Source organism: Gordonia aquimaris (genome assembly GCF_026262595.1).
Classification (GTDB): Bacteria; Actinomycetota; Actinomycetes; order Mycobacteriales; family Mycobacteriaceae; genus Gordonia; species Gordonia tangerina.
In genome coordinates this window covers 66,173-83,149 of the sequence record NZ_JAPKFM010000006.1, presented here as the reverse complement: position 1 = coordinate 83,149, position 16,977 = coordinate 66,173, and the positions used below count along the sequence as shown (strand labels likewise).

At 67.7% G+C, this 16,977-nt stretch carries 11 protein-coding genes and 1 tRNA gene; 6 read left to right on the top strand and 6 right to left on the bottom strand.

What is annotated here, in order from left to right; all coding sequences use genetic code 11:
• Window positions 1-20: 20 nt before the first annotated feature.
• From OSB52_RS08345 to OSB52_RS08330, 4 genes are all read right to left on the bottom strand, one after another.
• Window positions 21-1,241 (bottom strand): L,D-transpeptidase, encoded by a 1,221-nt coding sequence (locus OSB52_RS08345; RefSeq protein WP_235725140.1) that lies wholly within the window; start codon window positions 1,239-1,241, stop codon window positions 21-23.
• A 193-nt stretch (window positions 1,242-1,434) separates the two neighbouring features.
• Window positions 1,435-1,510, bottom strand: a tRNA-Lys gene (locus OSB52_RS08340).
• A gap of 82 nt (window positions 1,511-1,592) precedes the next feature.
• The gene (locus OSB52_RS08335; protein ID WP_372512379.1) at window positions 1,593-2,807 is read right to left on the bottom strand and encodes a L,D-transpeptidase; all 1,215 of its coding nucleotides are present in this window, start codon (window positions 2,805-2,807) and stop codon (window positions 1,593-1,595) included.
• The gene (locus OSB52_RS08330) at window positions 2,804-3,025 is read right to left on the bottom strand and encodes a DUF3618 domain-containing protein (protein ID WP_235725141.1); all 222 of its coding nucleotides are present in this window, start codon (window positions 3,023-3,025) and stop codon (window positions 2,804-2,806) included. Before OSB52_RS08330 ends, OSB52_RS08335 begins: the two co-directional genes overlap by 4 nt.
• Before the next feature lie 259 nt (window positions 3,026-3,284).
• Between OSB52_RS08330 and bcp the strand changes: the two genes are divergently transcribed.
• From bcp to OSB52_RS24980, 4 genes are all read left to right on the top strand, one after another.
• Entirely contained in the window at window positions 3,285-3,758 is a 474-nt protein-coding gene (gene bcp, locus OSB52_RS08325; RefSeq protein WP_235725142.1) for a thioredoxin-dependent thiol peroxidase, read from the top strand.
• A gap of 24 nt (window positions 3,759-3,782) precedes the next feature.
• On the top strand, window positions 3,783-4,415 hold the full coding sequence (locus OSB52_RS08320; protein ID WP_235725143.1) for a TetR/AcrR family transcriptional regulator: 633 nt from the start codon (window positions 3,783-3,785) through the stop codon (window positions 4,413-4,415).
• Between the two features lie 137 nt (window positions 4,416-4,552).
• On the top strand, window positions 4,553-5,302 hold the full coding sequence (locus OSB52_RS08315) for a hypothetical protein (protein ID WP_308203662.1): 750 nt from the start codon (window positions 4,553-4,555) through the stop codon (window positions 5,300-5,302).
• 33 nt (window positions 5,303-5,335) lie between these two features.
• A complete protein-coding gene (locus tag OSB52_RS24980) occupies window positions 5,336-5,479 on the top strand; it encodes a hypothetical protein (protein WP_308203661.1) in 144 nt (47 codons plus the stop codon).
• A gap of 69 nt (window positions 5,480-5,548) precedes the next feature.
• Here OSB52_RS24980 and acpS read toward each other — a convergent pair whose 3' ends face one another.
• Window positions 5,549-5,941, bottom strand: coding sequence for a holo-ACP synthase AcpS (gene acpS, locus OSB52_RS08310; protein WP_235725204.1), 393 nt, complete (start codon window positions 5,939-5,941; stop codon window positions 5,549-5,551).
• A gap of 20 nt (window positions 5,942-5,961) precedes the next feature.
• Window positions 5,962-15,213 (bottom strand): type I polyketide synthase, encoded by a 9,252-nt coding sequence (locus tag OSB52_RS08305; protein ID WP_266061236.1) that lies wholly within the window; start codon window positions 15,211-15,213, stop codon window positions 5,962-5,964.
• A gap of 511 nt (window positions 15,214-15,724) precedes the next feature.
• Between OSB52_RS08305 and OSB52_RS08300 the strand changes: the two genes are divergently transcribed.
• Both OSB52_RS08300 and OSB52_RS08295 read left to right on the top strand, forming a co-directional pair.
• Window positions 15,725-16,153, top strand: coding sequence for an HIT family protein (locus OSB52_RS08300; RefSeq protein ID WP_266061234.1), 429 nt, complete (start codon window positions 15,725-15,727; stop codon window positions 16,151-16,153).
• Entirely contained in the window at window positions 16,150-16,944 is a 795-nt protein-coding gene (locus tag OSB52_RS08295; RefSeq protein WP_308203660.1) for an SIR2 family NAD-dependent protein deacylase, read from the top strand. Before OSB52_RS08300 ends, OSB52_RS08295 begins: the two co-directional genes overlap by 4 nt.
• The last annotated feature ends 33 nt before the right edge of the window (window positions 16,945-16,977 follow it).

The following is a 16,977-nucleotide window of genomic DNA, read 5'->3' as shown; positions in this document are numbered from 1 at the left end:
GACCGCTCCGGTTGACCGACTCAGGCGTCGGCGTTGCCCTTCGACCACTCCGACCACGGGATGTTCCAGTCGCCGAGACCGTCGGTCCCGGACAGGGTCCCGCCCCCGGTGTTCTTCACGATGACCGGGTCGCCGCGCAGGGTGTTCTGCATAACCCACAACGCGTCGTCGGGGCTCAGATTCAGACAGCCATGGCTGGTGTTGGTATTGCCCTGCGCCCACACCGACCACGGCGCCGAGTGGAAGAAGATGCCGCTGTAGGACATCCGGGTTGCATAGTCGACCGGCGTGCGATATCCCTCGGCAGCGTTGATCGGGACGCCGTAGGTCGACGAGTCCATGATGATGTGCTCATGCTTGTCCGACACCAGGTAGACCCCGTTGTCGGTCTCGTGCCCCGGCTTGCCCATCGATGTCGGCATCGAGCGGATGACGTTGCCGTCGCGTGCGAACGTCACCTGCTTGGTGTTGTCGTCGGAGGTGATGATCATCGAACGACCGATGGTGAAGTTGGTCTTCACATTCTGTTGACCGAACAGCCCGTCGCCGAGGTCGATGCCGTAGGTGTTGACCGCAACGTCGACCTTGGTGCCGCTCTCCCAATAGTTCTGTGGGCGCCACCGGACTTCGGAGTCGCTGATCCAGTAGAAGGCGCCCTCCACCGGCGGGTTGGTCGTGATCCTGATGGCGTCCTGGGCGGCCTTGCGGTTCGGGATCGGTTCGTCGAACTTGATCGCGACCGGCTGGCCGACGCCGACGGTCTCGCCCGGCGACGGAGTCAGATACGGCAGCGTGAGGTTGTTGGGGGCCTGAGTGGTGAACGACACCCGCTTGGTGGTGCGGCCGCCGATGCCCACGGCGTCGGCCTGCAACGTGTAGGTGCGGTTGTATCCCAGGGGCTCGGCACTGGTCCACGTGGTGGCGTCCTCCGACAACACGCCCTTGACCGGCGAGCCGTCCGACTTGTCGATACGAACTCCGGTGATCGAACCCTCGCTGGCCGCGACCGTGATCGGCGCACCCGGCTGGATACCGACCGCTTGGTCGGCCAACGGCCGGTTGGCCAACTCGGTGACGGTCATACCCGGCCGCAGCATGTCGTCAAACAGGTTGGAGCTGCTGACATCAGACGAGTACGTCGCGTCCTGAGAACACGCGGACACCATGGCGATGACGGCGGCGAGAACGCCGAACAGGGCCAGCGGTGACCGCCGGCCGGTGCGGGTACGACTGATCCGCATGAATCTCCTCCTGGGAACACCTACGAACTCACCGTGCGACGTCGACGACGTAAGGATCTCCCCCTCGAGAGCACGGTCGATCTCAAGTGTACGAGACAATCCGTGGCCGGATTGTCCGAGTCGATCGGGTGTCCGACTCGGAGCCTTCTCGACAGAAAAGACGCCCCGCGCTACGCGGGGCGTCTTGAATGTCTGGTGCGCCATCAGGGACTCGAACCCCGAACCCGCTGATTAAGAGTCAGCTGCTCTGCCAATTGAGCTAATGGCGCTTGCCGGTGCGAGAAGGAACCTTACATGTCGGGGCGACAGAAGTGAAATCGCCTCCTCGCAACGCCGGGAACCACAGGCGGATCAGGCGTTACCCTTCTTCCACACCGACCACGGGATGTTCCAATCCCCGAGCCCGTCGTCGCCGGGGAGCGGTGGGCCCACGGTGTTCTTGACCTGAACGATGTCACCGCGCAGCGCGTGATCGAGGAACCACTTCGCGTTGGCCGGGCTCACGTTCAGACACCCGTTGCTCACATCGTCGACCCCCTGATCGCCGAGGGACCACGGTGCCGAGTGCACGTAGATGCCGCTGAAGGAAATCCGGGTGGCGTCATAGACGGTCTCCCGGTACCCCTCGGCCGAGTTGACCGGCACTCCATAGGTCGACGAGTCCATGATCACGCTGGGCTCGCGTTCGGCGACGATGTAGGTGCCGGTGTTGGTGGGGGTGGCGTCTTTGCCCATCGAAGTGGGCATCGTCTTGACCACCTTGCCGTTCACCGACACGGTGATCTGCTCGGTGTCGTCGTCGGCGACCGCGACGAGGCTGCGACCGACCGTGAAATTCGACGTCAGATTGTTGTCCCCGAACACACCGTCCCCGAGATCGATCCCCTTGGCGTCGACGCTGACCTTGACCTTGGTGCCGGGCGCCCAGAAATGCTCGGGCCGCCACCGCACCATGCTGTCGTTGATCCAATAGAACGCGCCCTGCACCGGCGGGTCGGTGGTCACGGTGATCGCGTTCTGCGCGTTGCGTTTGTCGGCTACGGGTGTGTCGAAGTTGATCGCGACGGGTTGTCCGATGCCGACCGTCTCACCGTCGGCGGTCACCGTGGACGCATATGCCAGCGACTCGGCCGACGCGGTGGTGAAGCCGATCTTGCGCGCGCCGACGCCGTCGACACCGCGTGCCGCGGCGTTCAACGTGTAATCCGTCCCGAAGTCCAATGCCCCGGACGAGGTCCACCGGGACCCGTCCGCGGACGTCGATCCCGCGACCGGGCCATCGGGCCCGGCGATCACCACCGACGACAGACTGCCGTCACGAGCGGTCACGGTGATCGGCGCGCCGGGCATCACGCCGACGGCGTTGTCGTTCATCGGGGTGTCGCCCCACCCGGTCACCGAGATGGTCGGTTGTGCCAGCGAATCGAGGCTCTGCGCATCGGTGACGGTATCGGGGTAGCCCGGCGCCAGTGAGCATCCGGCCAGGCTGGCCGCCACCACGACGATTGCCGCCGCGGCGCCGCGGGCGCGGACGGTCCGCGGCGTCTCGCCGCGGGCCGGCGTCACTTCATGATCTTTCGAACCACCAGGACCACCACGACGGCACCGACACCGGCCAACGCATACTTGACCGCCGGCGAGTTCAATGTCGCCACCGCCTTCTCCTTGGCGTCGGCGGCCAGCCGTTGCGGACTCGTGCGCTCGGCCAACGTGTCCAGGGTCTTGGCGAGATCTTCTCGCGCCTGCGCGATCTCCTGCTCGATACGTTCGGTATCCCCGGACACGTGGTTCCTCCCAATGGTCGACGGCACTGCGGTTGCGTTCACCTGTTCACGACGGGCTCGAGTCACGCGGGCCCGAGAGTCTGCGACCCAGGTCGCCGCGCGTCGCACTCGACTTTTCGAGGGTACGGCATGGGCGACGTCGCGCCCGGTGGACGGCGCGACGAACCTCCGTGTCGGCCGACACCGATCCGGGCGTTCGCGACAACCCACCCCGGTGACCACAGGTGATCTCCATCGACGATCGACTAGCCTGACCTACATGTCAGCAACCACGCGGCTGTCCGTCGGAGACCCCGCCCCCGCGTTCACCCTTCCCGACGCCCAGGACAACGCGGTGTCTTTGTCCGACTACGCCGGCCGGAAGGTCATCGTCTACTTCTATCCAGCAGCTGCAACTCCCGGCTGCACCAAGCAGGCATGTGATTTTCGCGACAACCTCGCCGAACTCAACGATTCCGGCATCGATGTCGTCGGGATCTCCCCGGACAAACCGGCCAAGCTGGCGAAGTTCGTCGCCGACGAGGGTCTGACGTTCCCGCTGCTGTCGGACCCGGAGAAGAAGGTGCTCACCGAATGGGGGGCATTCGGGGAGAAGAAGATGTACGGCAAGACGGTCACCGGGGTCATCCGATCGACCTTCCTGGTCGACGAGAACGGCACGATCGCCGCCGCCCAGTACAACGTCCGAGCCACCGGCCACGTCGCCAAGCTGCGTCGCGACCTGTCGGTGTGACGGTCGCCCGCAAGACCGACGACGATGTCCGCACCCCTTGCCGAGCCGCTGCTCCCGCGTAAACGCCCCACACAGGAGCGCAGCAAGAAGAAGTTCTCTGCGATGCTGTCCGCCGCACGCGATCTGCTCATCGAGGTGGGCTTCGAGTCGCTGACGTGCGAGGAGATCGCATCGCGGGCCGAGGTGCCGATCGGGACGCTGTATCAGTACTTCGCCAACAAGTACGTCATCGTATGTGAGCTCGATCGACAGGACACCGTCGGCGTCCAAGACGAACTCGCCGCCTTCTCCACCGAGATCCCGTCACTGGAGTGGCCCCACCTCCTCGAGAGGTTCCTGGACCATCTCGCTGCACTCTGGCGCGACGATCCCTCGCGGCGGGCGGTGTGGCTGGCGGTCCAGTCCACGCCGGCCACCCGCGCAACGGCGTCGGAGAACGAACGCGCACTCGCCGATCAGGTCGCCCGCATCCTCGCCCCGCTCACCCCGACCCAGCGCAACCGGCGCGAGATGATGTCGCAGGTGCTCGTACACACGGCGTACTCGGTGCTCAGTTTCTCCGTCCAGGATGGTCACGACCACGACGAGACGGTCGCCGAACTCAAGCGCATGCTGGCCGGCTACCTGCTTCTCGAGGAGACCACAGCGGAGGAGTGAGGTCGGCTGGTTCGCGCGGGTCCACCCAGTTCGCGCGCCCGGCAACTTCTCGCGCGTGAAATTGCGCGCGCGGTTGATCAGCAGGCGCGCGACAAGAATTCGATGGCACCGCGGCGGTCGGTCTGCGTCCAATCGGTATGACCACCTATCCCACCGATGAGCACGGCCTCATCTTTCGTTCCACAGCCCTCGCCGCCGGATACACCGACAACGAACTGACCCGAGCGCGTCGACGCGGCGACCTGGTATCCGTCGGTTCGGGTGCCTCGGTGACACCTGCCGAACGTACACCCGAGCAGTTGCATCGGCTGTCGGCGATCGCTGCGAGTAAGCAGGCGACCAAGCCGATCACGCTCAGTCATCAGAGCGCAGCGACACTGCACCAGCTGGCGATGCTCAAACCCAACTTCCGGCGCGTCCACACCACGACCGGCAGAAGTCAGGGCGCGCATCGCAGCTCGACCCGGCACGAACACACCGGAACGTTGACCGAGTCCGAGGTCGTCGTTGTGGACGGCGTCCGGGTGACGTCGCTGGAACGCACCGCGGTAGATGTCGCGTGTACGACGCCGCACGGGTTCGCTGGTGCGCTGAGCGTGTTCGACTCAGCGCTGCGAGCAGGCGCCGATAGTGAGGTGATGCGCGCGATGCTCCGGCGCCGCCGGCATGGCGTAGGGCAGGCGCGACGCGCACTGCACCACGCGGACGGCGCGTCCGAGAACCCCGGCGAATCGTGGACCAGGGCTCAGCTCATCGAGGCCGGTTTACCGATCCCGCGCCTGCAGAACGAGTTCTACGACGAAGACGGAGAACACGTGGCCCGGACCGACTTCGACTGGGCAGGGCTCCTCGTGGTCGGGTTCGACGGGGACGTCAAGTATCGCTAGCATCTCAAGCCTGGTGAGACACCATTTCAGGCGATGAAGAGGGAGAAGACCCGAGAGGACGCCCTTCGTAAGCTCGGCATGATGGTGATCCGGTGGACCTGGAAGGATCTCGAAAAAGGAGTCGTAGCGGCGCAAGCCCGCGCTTGGCTCGCACGTCTGAACCTGATGGCCGCCTGACTTCGCGCGGCCGCCGACCACTCACGCGTGAAATTTCACGCGCGGTTGATCAGCGGCCGCGCGAACTCGTCAGATGCCCTCGAGGATGGCGACGGCAGCGGCGGTGTCACCGTCGTGGGTCAACGAAATGTGCACCCGGGTGTCGGCGAGCAGGTCGCCGATCTCACCGCCGAGCCGGATGGCCGGGCGGCCCCAGTTGTCGGTGACGACCTCGATGTCGCTGTGACGGATCAACGGCAGCAACGGCTGTCGGGAGAACCGACTCACCGACCAGGCCTTCACCACAGCCTCTTTCGCGGCCCAGCGCGCAGCGAGATGACGGGCCTCGTCTCCGGTTCCGGCGGCGGCGTCGCGACGTTCGCGAACCGTGAACCGGTCCGCGAACGTCGTACCGGGTTGGCGCAACTGCTCGCCGAACTCCGGGATCGACACGATGTCGATCCCCACACCCAGCACGCTCATCGCCGCATCCGCGCCCGCGGTCACACCGCCTCGCCGGCGTAGCTGCCGTCGGCGCCCAGGCGGACCGACGGGTTCAGGAGCAGGCCGGCTTCGGCGTCGTGCTCGTCGAGAGCCTCGTCGAAGCGGCGGTTCGGCGGCCGCTTGTAGGCCGGCTCGACACCGCACATTGCTTCGAGTAGACGGTGATTGCCCTTGCGCGCCCGCTCGGCGGACACCTGTCGGTACTGAGCGGCCTGCTCTGCGTCGAGCGTCGCGATGAACGCCTCCGGGTGGACCACCGCGATCAGGCCCGACACATGACCGAAGCCGAGGCTGGTGAGCAGACCCGCCTTCAACGGGAACCGCTCCCCCAGGTGCAGGGTCTCACGCGCCCAGACCAGATGCGGGTATTCGCGCATCTGCTCGTCGACACAATCGAGGCTGCGGTTGGGTGGTATGACGCCGTCACGCAGCAGCTGGCACAGACCGATCAGCTGGAAGGCGGCGGCACCACCCTTGGCGTGACCGGTCAACGACTTCTGCGAGACCACGAACAGCGGTGCGCCGTCGCCTCGACCGATGGCCGACGCGATGCGCTCGTGCAGTTCGGACTCGTTGGGGTCGTTGGCCCGCGTCGACGTGTCGTGCTTGGAGATGACCGCGATGTCGTCGGGGCTGACACCGAGCGCGTTGAGTGCGTTGGCCAGCGGCGAGGACTGGTTCCCGCGGGCGGCACCGAGCGCACCCAAGCCGGGTGCCGGGATCGACGTGTGCACACCGTCGCCGAAGCTCTGTGCCCACCCGACGACGCCGAGGACCGGCAGACCCATCTGCGCGGCGACGTCGCCACGGGCGAGCAGGATCGTTCCGCCACCGGCGGATTCGACGAACCCGCCACGACGACGATCGTTGGCCCGGGAGAACCGACGCTCATCGATCCCGCGCGCCGACATCTTGGCCGACTCGGCTGTCGCCGACATGTCACCGAATCCGACGATGCCCTCGATGCCGAGGTCGTCGAAACCACCGGCCACCGCGAACAGCGCCTTGCCGACGCGGATCTTGTCCACGCCCTCCTCGACCGACACCGCGGCCGTCGCGCAGGCGGCGACCGGATGGATCATCGCGCCGTAGCTGCCCACATAGGACTGGACCACATGTGCGGCAACGATGTTCGGCAACGCCTCCTGCAGGATGTCATTGGCCTTCGACTCGCCGAGCAGCGTATTGATGTAGAGCTCGCGCATCGAGGTCATGCCGCCCATGCCGGTGCCCTGGGTATTGGCCACCAGACCCGGGTGGACCCACCGCATCAGCTCGGACGGGGTGAATCCCGATGAGAGGAACGCGTCCACGGTCGCGACCAGGTTCCACAGCGCCACCCGGTCGATCGACTCGGCCATGTCCGGGGTGACACCCCACCGGGTCGGGTCGAAACCGGTCGGAATCTGACCGCCGACGGTACGCGACAGTGAGAACTGTCGCGGTACCCGGATCTCGGTGCCGGCCAGACGGGTCACCTGCCAGTCACCGGTCTCGGCGTTCTCGGCGACCCGGGTCTTCTCCGGGTTCGCCGCGGCGAATGCCCGGGCCTCGGCCTCCGAGCTCACCGTGAAGGTGAGGTCCTCGTCGAGGAACACCGAGGTGAGCAGCGGCGAGGTGTTGTCCACCATCGCACCCTCGTCGGCGTAGCGGCGGATGCCGCAGCGTGAGACGACCTCGTCGTGGTAGCGCTCGAAGATCTCGCTCTCCGGCACCGGGTCACCGGACTCGGTGTCGTACCAGCCCGGCTTGGGCGCGGTGTCCCAGTGGATCAGGCCGGTGTTCCACGCCAGCTCCACAACACCCGCGGCCGACAGCTTCTCGTCGACCTCCATCTCGAACCGGGTGCGTGCCGAACCGTACGGGCCCAGCTCGCCGGCGCCGACGATGACCACGAGGTCTTCGGGTCGGGCGTCGATCGACGGCCACTGCGGGGTCATCGACTTCGGTGCACGGGCCGGTGCGGGCAACGCCGCGACCGTCGCCACCTCGCGCTCGTCGGCCGGCTCCTCTTCGGCTGCCGTCTCAGCGGCTGCCGATGCGAGGGCCTTGAGGTCGATAGACGGGTCGAGTCCACCGGTGAAGTCGGCGACGATGGCTGCGCTACGCGCGCTCTCCCGCTGCTCCGGCGTGCACAAGCCGAGCAGGTTGGCGGCCATCTCGTCGGTGCTCCAGGTGCGGACACCGGCAGCCTCCACCGCATCGACCATGCCGTCGTTGTGACCCATGAGTCCGGTTCCGCGGACCCAACCGATCAGCGCATGCGCGAGGGTCGTCTTCTGGTTCCAGGAATCCTCGGCGCCCCATCGGGTGACCAGGGCATCCAGTGCGGCCTTGCTCTCGCCGTAGGCGCCGTCGCCGCCGAACATGCCGCGGTTGGGCGAACCGGGCAGCACCACGTGCATGCGGGCAGCGATGTCGTGGTCGGCGTGGATATCGGCCAGACCGGCGATGAGCCGTTCCACCGACCACAGCAGCACCTTCATCTCCAGCTCGGCCCGAGCGCCCGCGTCGGTGAGGTCACCGGCGACCCGCGGCGCGGCGAACGGGAACAGCAGGGTGGGCTTCATCGCCGGCTTGATGACCGATGTGGTGCCACCGAGGTTCTCGGTCTGCTCCGCATCGATCCACTCGACGAGGTCGTCGACGTCGGTGTAGGAGGCCATGTTCGCCGGCGCCACCCATAGGGCGGCGTCGTAACGTGCGTTCTCCCGGTAGAGCTTCTTGTAGAACGCGAGCTTCGCCGAGTCGAGGCGCGAGGTGGTCGCGACCACGGTCGCACCGCCGGCCAACAGTCCACCGATCACGCCGGAGGCGATCGAACCCTTACCCGCACCGGTGACCACAGCGATCTCGCCGGCGTACTGCCCGGCACCCGGAGCCTCCGCAGCATTCGCGATGTCGGCGAAAATCCGTGCGTGCACGGCATTTCCACCCGACAACGCCTTGCCCTGCCACCAGGTGGCATGCTGCGCGACGGTGTCACCAGCCCCGGTGAAGCGCGCGACAACCGAGTCGTGATCGGTGTCGAGTTCACTCTCGGCGGTCAGCCAGATACGAACCAGGTCCTCACGGCTGGTCGCCCACCGGTCGTCGACGAGGACGACCTTGGCGGTGTCGAAGGCCGGCGCGACGGTGCGCGCCCAGTCGGAACCGAGTTCGGCGCTGACGCGTTCGGCCACAGCGGCGTTCGGGTCATCGACGATCTCGGCGGTCGAGGCATCGTCGGCCAACCCGAGCTTGGCCAGGACGGTGTACGCGGCCGACGCCAACGCTCCCGAACGTCCGGTGATCTGCTCGGTGAACTCGCCGAGAGCCGCGGCGTCCACGGTGGCGCCGCCACCGCCCTCGGCGGCGGGCTTGGCCACCGAGATGCCCCGCTGCGCACCGACCGAAGTGACGGCGCGGTCGATCAGGGCGTCGAGCGCATCGGCGTTGGCCAGCGGCCCGTCGAGCAGGTTGCCCAGATCTTCGCCACGCACGCTGGCGCCCTCGCGGGTACCGAGCGCCACGGCCACAGCGGTGTGCAGACCCCAACCCTCGCCGAGCTGCCACACGTTGGTCACGCGATCGGTGATGTATGACTGGCGCTTTCCGACCGGTCCGAGGACCTTGCGGATTTGGTCACCGACGGCATCGGTGAGCACCGGCCCCAGCGGGCGGTAGCCGCGGGCCAGGGTGTTGACCGTCGAGGAGAGTGCGTTCATGTCCGCTTCGGCGGCACCGTCGATGGCACCGAGGCCGAGTTCGCCGCCGATGTCGAGCAGCAGCTGGTTACGACGTGACGAGACGCCATCGCACAGTGCCTCGATGGTGTCGGCCGAACCGATCTGATCGGTGCGCATCTTGGTCCACAGCGCGATCACCGAGCGGACCGCGTCGGCCGGGCCGAAGGCGATGTCGTCGGGCCGCGGTCCGGCGGCGGCCGCCGGAGCCGGAGCCGCTGCGGGCGCGGGTGCCGGGGCCGCCGCAGCCGCCTCAGTGGCCTCCGTTGCCGGGGCGGCCGACTCCTCGACCTCGACCTCGGGCTCAGGACCGGAGTCCTTGGCCAGGATGACGTCCGAGTCGCGCTCGACGTTGACGACCTCGGTGGTCGCCGATGCGTAGTCGTCGAGTTTGAGGGTGTTGCCGGCGAGACCCGCCAGTGTCGGCGCTCCCTTCAGGCCGATCTCGACGAACCGCTGGATACCCAGACCGTCACGTTCGGTGCCGGCGAAGAGCAGCTCCTGGGTTTCGATCCAGCGCACCGGGCTGGCGAACTGCCAGGCAAGGAGTTCGATGAGGATGACGCGAGCCAGATCGCTCGGCCTCTCCGCCCACGAATCCCAATCGGCGAGAACCGCATTCAACGGGTCCGAGGGCACCAGTGCCGCGATCTCCTCGACGAACGGACGCTCGAGGTTGAACAGCCGCGGCACGAGGTTCGGGATGTAGTGGCCGACGAGGATCGCGGGGTCGAAGTGCTCGGGCAGCAGATCCTCGAGCTTGGACCGGAACTCCGGCACACCGGCGCGAAGCACACTAGAGTGGAACGGCACGTCGATGCCGGGCACCAGAATGAACGACTTCTTGCCACCGAATTCCAGTCGGCGACGCTCGATCTCGTTCTCCAGGTGCTCGAGCCCGCGGACCGTGCCGGCGATCGCGTACTGCGAGCCGAGCAGGTTGAGGTTCACGACCTCCAGGAACTCACCGACCGAGTCGCCGACCTCGGCGACGAATGCGGTCACCTCGGAGTCGGCCAGGCCGAACTGGCTCGGGCGGATGGCGGCCATCCGATAATCGCTGCGGCCCAGTTCGTCTCGCGGCACGAGATGGTGCATGGCCTCGCCACGCTGGAACACGACCTCCAGGACGGCCTCCAGCGGAAGGACGCCCGCGCACGCTGCCAGCGCATTGTACTCGCCCACGGAGTGGCCGCAGGTGATGGCACCCTCGACGAAGCCACCCGACTCCTTGAGCTCGGCGATCTGCGCGACGCCCAGGGTCGCCATCGCGACCTGGGTGAACTGCGTCAGGTACAGCACACCGTCGGGGTGGTTGTAGGTGGTCCCGTTGGCCACCAACGTGGTCGGGTTGTCGCGCACCACCGCGAGGATGGAGAAACCGAGCGCGGCGCGGGTGTGCTTGTCGGCACGGTCCCAGATCTCGCGGGCGGCCTTCGAGCGCGATCGCGCATCGAGACCCATCCCCTTGCTCTGGATGCCCTGGCCGGGGAATGCGTATACGGTGCGCGGCGCGGCGAGCAGGCCGGTCGCGCTCATCACCAGGTCGTCGCCGACCTTGGCGGACACCTCCACGACCTCTCGTCCGGCATCGAGTCCGACCCGGTCGACCCGGACCGTGATCGAGTCGCCGGTGCGCACCATGCCCAGATAACGCGCGGTCCATCCGATCAACGGACGCGGCGACGGGATCGGGTTCTTGCCGTCGGTGGCGGTGACGACCTGCTGGGCTGCGGCCGACAGCCACATGCCGTGCACGATCGGGTCACCGAGCCCGGCCAGTCGGGCCGCGTTGGCATCGGTGTGGATCGGGTTGCGGTCACCGGAGACCGCGGCGAAACCGGTCATCCTGCTCGGGGCCGTGATGGTCGCCTGCCGCACGAGTTTGCGGGTGGCCGACTGTTCGGCGCCGGCGGCGCCACCGGCCCGGGCGGGGTCGCTGAGCTGCTCGGCTCCGAGTCGCCCGCGAATGGCGAAGCGCTCATGCAGGTGCGCGATCTCACCGGACGGCCCGGCGATGTCGACGCTCACCTCGACGACCCGGCCCACCTCGGTGTCGTGTACCGCGCCGGCACGTGCGGTCACGGTAAGTTCTGTCGCAGTGGTGGGGATATCACCGACCAGCGTGACGGCGTGGTCGAGATGGACCAGATCGAGCAGTCCTTCCACCACCGGCGCACCCGACGCGGTGCGTGCCGCGCCGATGACACTGAAGACACTGGGCCACGAGGAACCGACCAGCGTGTCCGGGACGGCGAAGCCGAAGGGTTCGGTCGGCGTCGTCGGACGCAGATGCGCGGGCATCGTGTAGCCGGTGACGGCGGCGTGATCGGCGACGTCATCTGGATTCCAGCCGACCGTGGTCACCGACACGCCGTCGGACACCTCGGCCAGCGAACCGCCGGCGGCGACGGTGAGGATCTCCGACATCGCGGTGGCGGCCTCGTCGACGCCGACGCGTGGGTTTCCACCGTCGCGGATCGTCTCGTCGACGTGCAACGGAATACGCACCGACGCACCGGAAATGGGGGTGATCAGATCGAATCGCGTCCCGTCGAGTCGCTCGGCGTCGCCGGCAACCCGCTCGAGGACCGATCCGGTCGGCTCGTGTTCTGCGCGGTCGGGATCGACCAGCTGCCAGCGATCCACGTCACCGAGAAGCGCGATGGGGTTGGGAACCATCCGACCGACCCAGTCGACGTCGTCGGCCTCGAGCACCGCGACGATCGCGCCGTCGCCGCGGACCATCCCGGCGTCCTTGCGGGTGTCGGTGGCGAGCGCCTCGACACCGGTCCCCTGCAGGTCGGTTACCACCTGTGCCTCGAAGCGGTCGAGCAGATCACCCACGGGCTCATCGACGCGGGTGATACCGGACACCGCAACCGGACCCGGGATCACGCAGACCGCGTCGGCCGGGTAGCGGGCATCGTGAGCCTGCCACAGGGAGTCGCTACGCCACCAGCGGCGCACGTCCTTGTCGATGACGGGCACGAAGTTCACCGGCTTGCCCGGGGTGCGGCAGAGCTCCAGGAAGAAGGCCACATCAGCCGGATGCAGCACGTCACGCTCAATCTGCGGGTACACGCTGCCGATCGCGTCGATGGCGGCGTGCGGGTCGTCGGTGGAGCCCAGCGCGCCGAACATCGTCGGGATGTCGCCCGAGTCGGCCGTGTTCATCCGCGCCTCGGTGCGCTGCAGCATGTCGACAAACCGCTGCTGCCAGGTGATGTCGGCCCACGGGTATTGGTCGGCACGACCGTCGCCGACCGCGAGGGTTGCGTAGCGGTCCAGCCACTCGCGGTAGGTCATCTCGGCGATGTCGCCGAAGTAGGGCTTGGCGGTACCGGCCATCGCAGCGATGATCTCGTCGCGGCGTTCGGCGACGGCCTCGGCGTCACCGGCGACCTCGTCGAGCAGTCGGCCGCACTGGGAGGCCGTGTTGTCGATCTCGTGGATGTCGGCACCGAGTTGGCTGCGCCCCGATGCCATTCCGGCGGTGGCGTGTCCGGCACCGATCCATTCTTCGCAGCCGACAGTGTCCACCAGCAGCTGTTTGACCTCGGGGGCGGTGGTGGCCTCTTTGGCGGCCATCGCCGCGGTGCCGACCAGGATGCCGTCGAGCGGCATCGCCGGATATCCGTAGGCCGACGACCAAGCGCCGGTCAGGTATTCGCTGGCGCGCTCGGGCGTGCCGATGCCTCCGCCGACGCAGATGATGACGTTGTCGCGCGCGCGCAGCTCACCGTAGGTGGCCAGGAGCAGGTCGTCGAGGTCCTCCCACGAGTGGTGGCCACCTGCGCGGCCCCCCTCGATCTGCACGATCACCGGGTGATGGGGCACCTCGGCGGCGATCCGCACGACGGCCCGGATCTGCTCGACGGTGCCCGGCTTGAACGCCACGTAGTGCAGGCCGGCCTCGACGAACTCGTCGACGAGGGCGACCGCGTCCTCGAGTTCGGGGATGCCGGCCGAGACCACGACACCGTCGATCGGGGCGCCCTGCGCGCGGGCCTTCTGCACCAGGCGCTTGCCGCCCAGCTGCAGCTTCCACAGGTAGGGGTCGAGGAACAAGGCGTTGAACTGCGCCTGCCGACCTTCGTCGAGCAGATCGGTGAGACGTGCCACGTTGTCGGCGAAGATCTGCTCGGTGACCTGACCGCCACCGGCGAGTTCGGCCCAGTGGCCGGCGTTGGCGGCCGCGGCGACGATCGCCGGGTCGACGGTGGTCGGGGTCATGCCGGCCAGCAGCATCGGCGAACGTCCGGTGAGCCGCGTGAACGCGGTGTCGACCGCGGTGCGACCGTTCGGCAGCGTGATCAGTTGCGGGGCGAACTGCTGCCACGGGCGGGCGACCTCGGGGATGCCGCCGGGGCTGAAGAGGTTGCGTTGACCCTGACGCAGCGCCGCGGGTACCAAGCCCACGCCCTGTCCGCGTACCAGAGTCGACGTCAGCCGGGTGGCCAGATCACCGGGACCGAAGTCCAGGACCCACTTGGCCCCCTCCGACACGACGCCGTCGACGGTGGCAACCCAGTCCACCGGGTCCACCAGCACGGCACGCGCATGCCGCACTGCGGTGTCGACGTCGATTCCGCACGCCTCGGCCCACTGTGCGACCAAATCGACCGCGGGCTGCATCGTCGGATGGTGGAACGCGACGCTAACGCCCAGGTGATCGAACTTCGGCGCGAACGGCGCGCCGCCGGTGACCTTGCGCTTGCGCTCGTCGGCTTCGGCCTCGGCGATGCGCTCACAGAACGCGGCAAACGCGGCGAGATGACGCGGGGCGCCCGACAGGGCGACCGACCGGCGCCCGTTGTTGATCGCCAGAACCGGCGCGGCGGCCCGTTCGGCCTCGCTCAGCGCGGCGCGGTACTCGACGAGGATCTCCGAGACACGTTCCGGGGCGACTCCGCTGACCGCCAGCATCGGACTGCCGTCGGTGGAGGTCGCCAGCCCGCGGCGACGAGCGATCAAGGTGCCGGCGGCACCGATCAGCTGAGCAATCGCCAGTAGCAGCCCCTGCCCGGTCTCGGCGACATGACCGTCGGCACCGATCGCGTCGGTCGCGATCGCGCCCTGGGAGTGACCGATGACGGCGCGCGGCGCGATGGCCGCGGTGTCGAGGCCCTGCTTCTTGAGCGCTTCGATGGCAGCGAGTTGGGTGAGCAACACACCGGGGCCGGACAGGGTGAAATCGGCCAGCTCGGTATCGCTCGGGACCGGCTCTTCGGCGTCGAGTGCGCGGACCCAGGTCAGCGGGTGGAAACCGTCGGCCAGCGCGATGGTGACCTGATCGGCCACCGGATCGATGATGCGCTCGGCGGCAGCCACGATCTTGGCGATGCGGTGTTCCAGATCGGCATCGACGACGAGCTCGGCCAGGGTGGGCAGCCACGGCGAGCCCTGCCCGCCGAAGCTGATGGCATACGGCTCGCCGTCGGCGAGACGATCGATCAGCGTCGCAGCGGGGCGATTCGAGTGCGCGGCACCCTGCGCTCCGGAGCGGTAATGGTCGACGGTCACGGGCACTCCTCTTGTCTCGACACGTCACGGAGGTGTCGGGTCACGGGTTTGGGGCGGTTGTCGGCGGCGGGGGTCGCGGAGACTCACCAGAAGCTCGCGCGGGGGTCGTCGGATGGCCTGGTCACGTCCAGTGCAGCGGTCTCTGACACACTGGTGTACACGCCTGCCGCGCAACGGGTTTGGCGGCCGCGAGGCTCACCCATGAGCCTTCGCCGACGTGAACGTGACCCAATGATGACACACAAAAATGAGGCTTTCCTCATGTTCCGTTGTGACCCGTCGGTATACCCGTGGGTAACCCCGCCGGTAGGACAAGTGTTCACTGAGCGACGTTCCGGGCCGTACCGCATCGGTGCAGATAGGGACCGGCGGCCGAGCGCTCGATCGGCTTCCCGGGGCACGCTCGCGACCCGTTATGAAATCGTTATGTGATGTGTTCCACTCCTGGTGGCGGCTCGTCTCGAGGCTGGTTGCGACGCCACCGAACATGCGGAAAGTACGCTGGACAGTCATGTCGACTTGCGTGTTCTGCGCCATCGTCGAGGGCACCGCCCCGTCGCGCATCGTCTATCGTGACGATGCCGTCATCGGCTTCCTCGACATCCGTCCGGTGACCCGCGGCCACACCCTGATCGTGCCCCGGGAGCACTCGTCCGGCCTGGCCGATCTCGAACCCGACGTCGGCGCCCGCCTGTTCGCCGCGGGGCAGCGGCTGGCTGCGGCGATGAAGTCCTGCGCGCTGTCGGCCGACGGCGTGAATCTGGTGGTCAACGACGGCCGCGCCGCCTTTCAGACGGTCTTCCACACCCATCTACACGTCGTGCCACGCCACGACGGCGACAAGCTCAGCTTCGCCAAGGGTCTCGTGGTGCGTCGCGATAACGATCCCGATACCACTGCGGAGATCCTGCGGTCGGCACTCGAGGGTGATCCACGGTGACCGACGACCACGGGGCATCTGCGCCGCGCACCGTACTGCCCGCGGAGGTGATCGACGTGGTGCGGCGCGCCGAGGTTATCACCGTGTTCACCGGTGCCGGAATGTCTGCCGAGAGCGGAGTCGCCACCTTTCGAGACGTCGAGACCGGGCTCTGGGAACGGTTCGACCCGACGCAGATCGCCACACCGCAGGCGTGGGCTTCCGACCCCGGGCTGGTGTGGGCCTGGTATCAATGGCGCGCGCGGGTCGTCCATGCGGCGGCCCCCAACCCCGGGCACAACGCACTGGCTCACCTCGAGCGCACCCACTCCGTCCTCATCGCGACACAGAACGTGGATGACCTGCACGAACGAGCCGGCAGCAGCACCGTCAGCCACCTTCACGGCAGTCTGTTCGCCCCGCGTTGCAGCAACTGCGGCCGCCCGTATCACGGGGTCGACGCGCAACCCGAGCACGCCGTGCACGAACTCCGGGTCGAGCCGCCGGCCTGTCCGACGTGCCTGTCCCCTATCCGGCCCGGTGTCGTGTGGTTCGGCGAGGGACTGCCCGACGACGCCTGGCGCTCGGCAGAAAGCGCCTTCACCTTCGCCGACGTCGTTCTCGTCGTGGGCACCAGCGGAGGGGTCTACCCTGCAGCCGCGTTGCCCGAACGGGCGGCCGCACGCGGCATCCCGGTGATCGAGTTCAATCCGGAGCCCTCGGCATTGAGCGCCATGGCCAGCCACAGCATCCGTACGCCGGCCGGTATCAGCTTACCGGCGTTGGTGGATGCCCTCGACTCCGCGGCCTGAGCCGTGCGATATCGGACGGCGTAGCGCACCACC

Coding starts and splice junctions, on each gene's coding strand:
- OSB52_RS08315 (WP_308203662.1), top strand. CDS start 4,553: ATGACCACCTATCCCACCGATGAGCACGGCCTCATCTTTCGTTCCACA.
- OSB52_RS08300 (WP_266061234.1), top strand. CDS start 15,725: ATGTCGACTTGCGTGTTCTGCGCCATCGTCGAGGGCACCGCCCCGTCG.
- acpS (WP_235725204.1), bottom strand. CDS start 5,941: ATGAGCGTGCTGGGTGTGGGGATCGACATCGTGTCGATCCCGGAGTTC.
- OSB52_RS24980 (WP_308203661.1), top strand. CDS start 5,336: ATGAAGAGGGAGAAGACCCGAGAGGACGCCCTTCGTAAGCTCGGCATG.
- bcp (WP_235725142.1), top strand. CDS start 3,285: ATGTCAGCAACCACGCGGCTGTCCGTCGGAGACCCCGCCCCCGCGTTC.
- OSB52_RS08345 (WP_235725140.1), bottom strand. CDS start 1,241: ATGCGGATCAGTCGTACCCGCACCGGCCGGCGGTCACCGCTGGCCCTG.
- OSB52_RS08320 (WP_235725143.1), top strand. CDS start 3,783: ATGTCCGCACCCCTTGCCGAGCCGCTGCTCCCGCGTAAACGCCCCACA.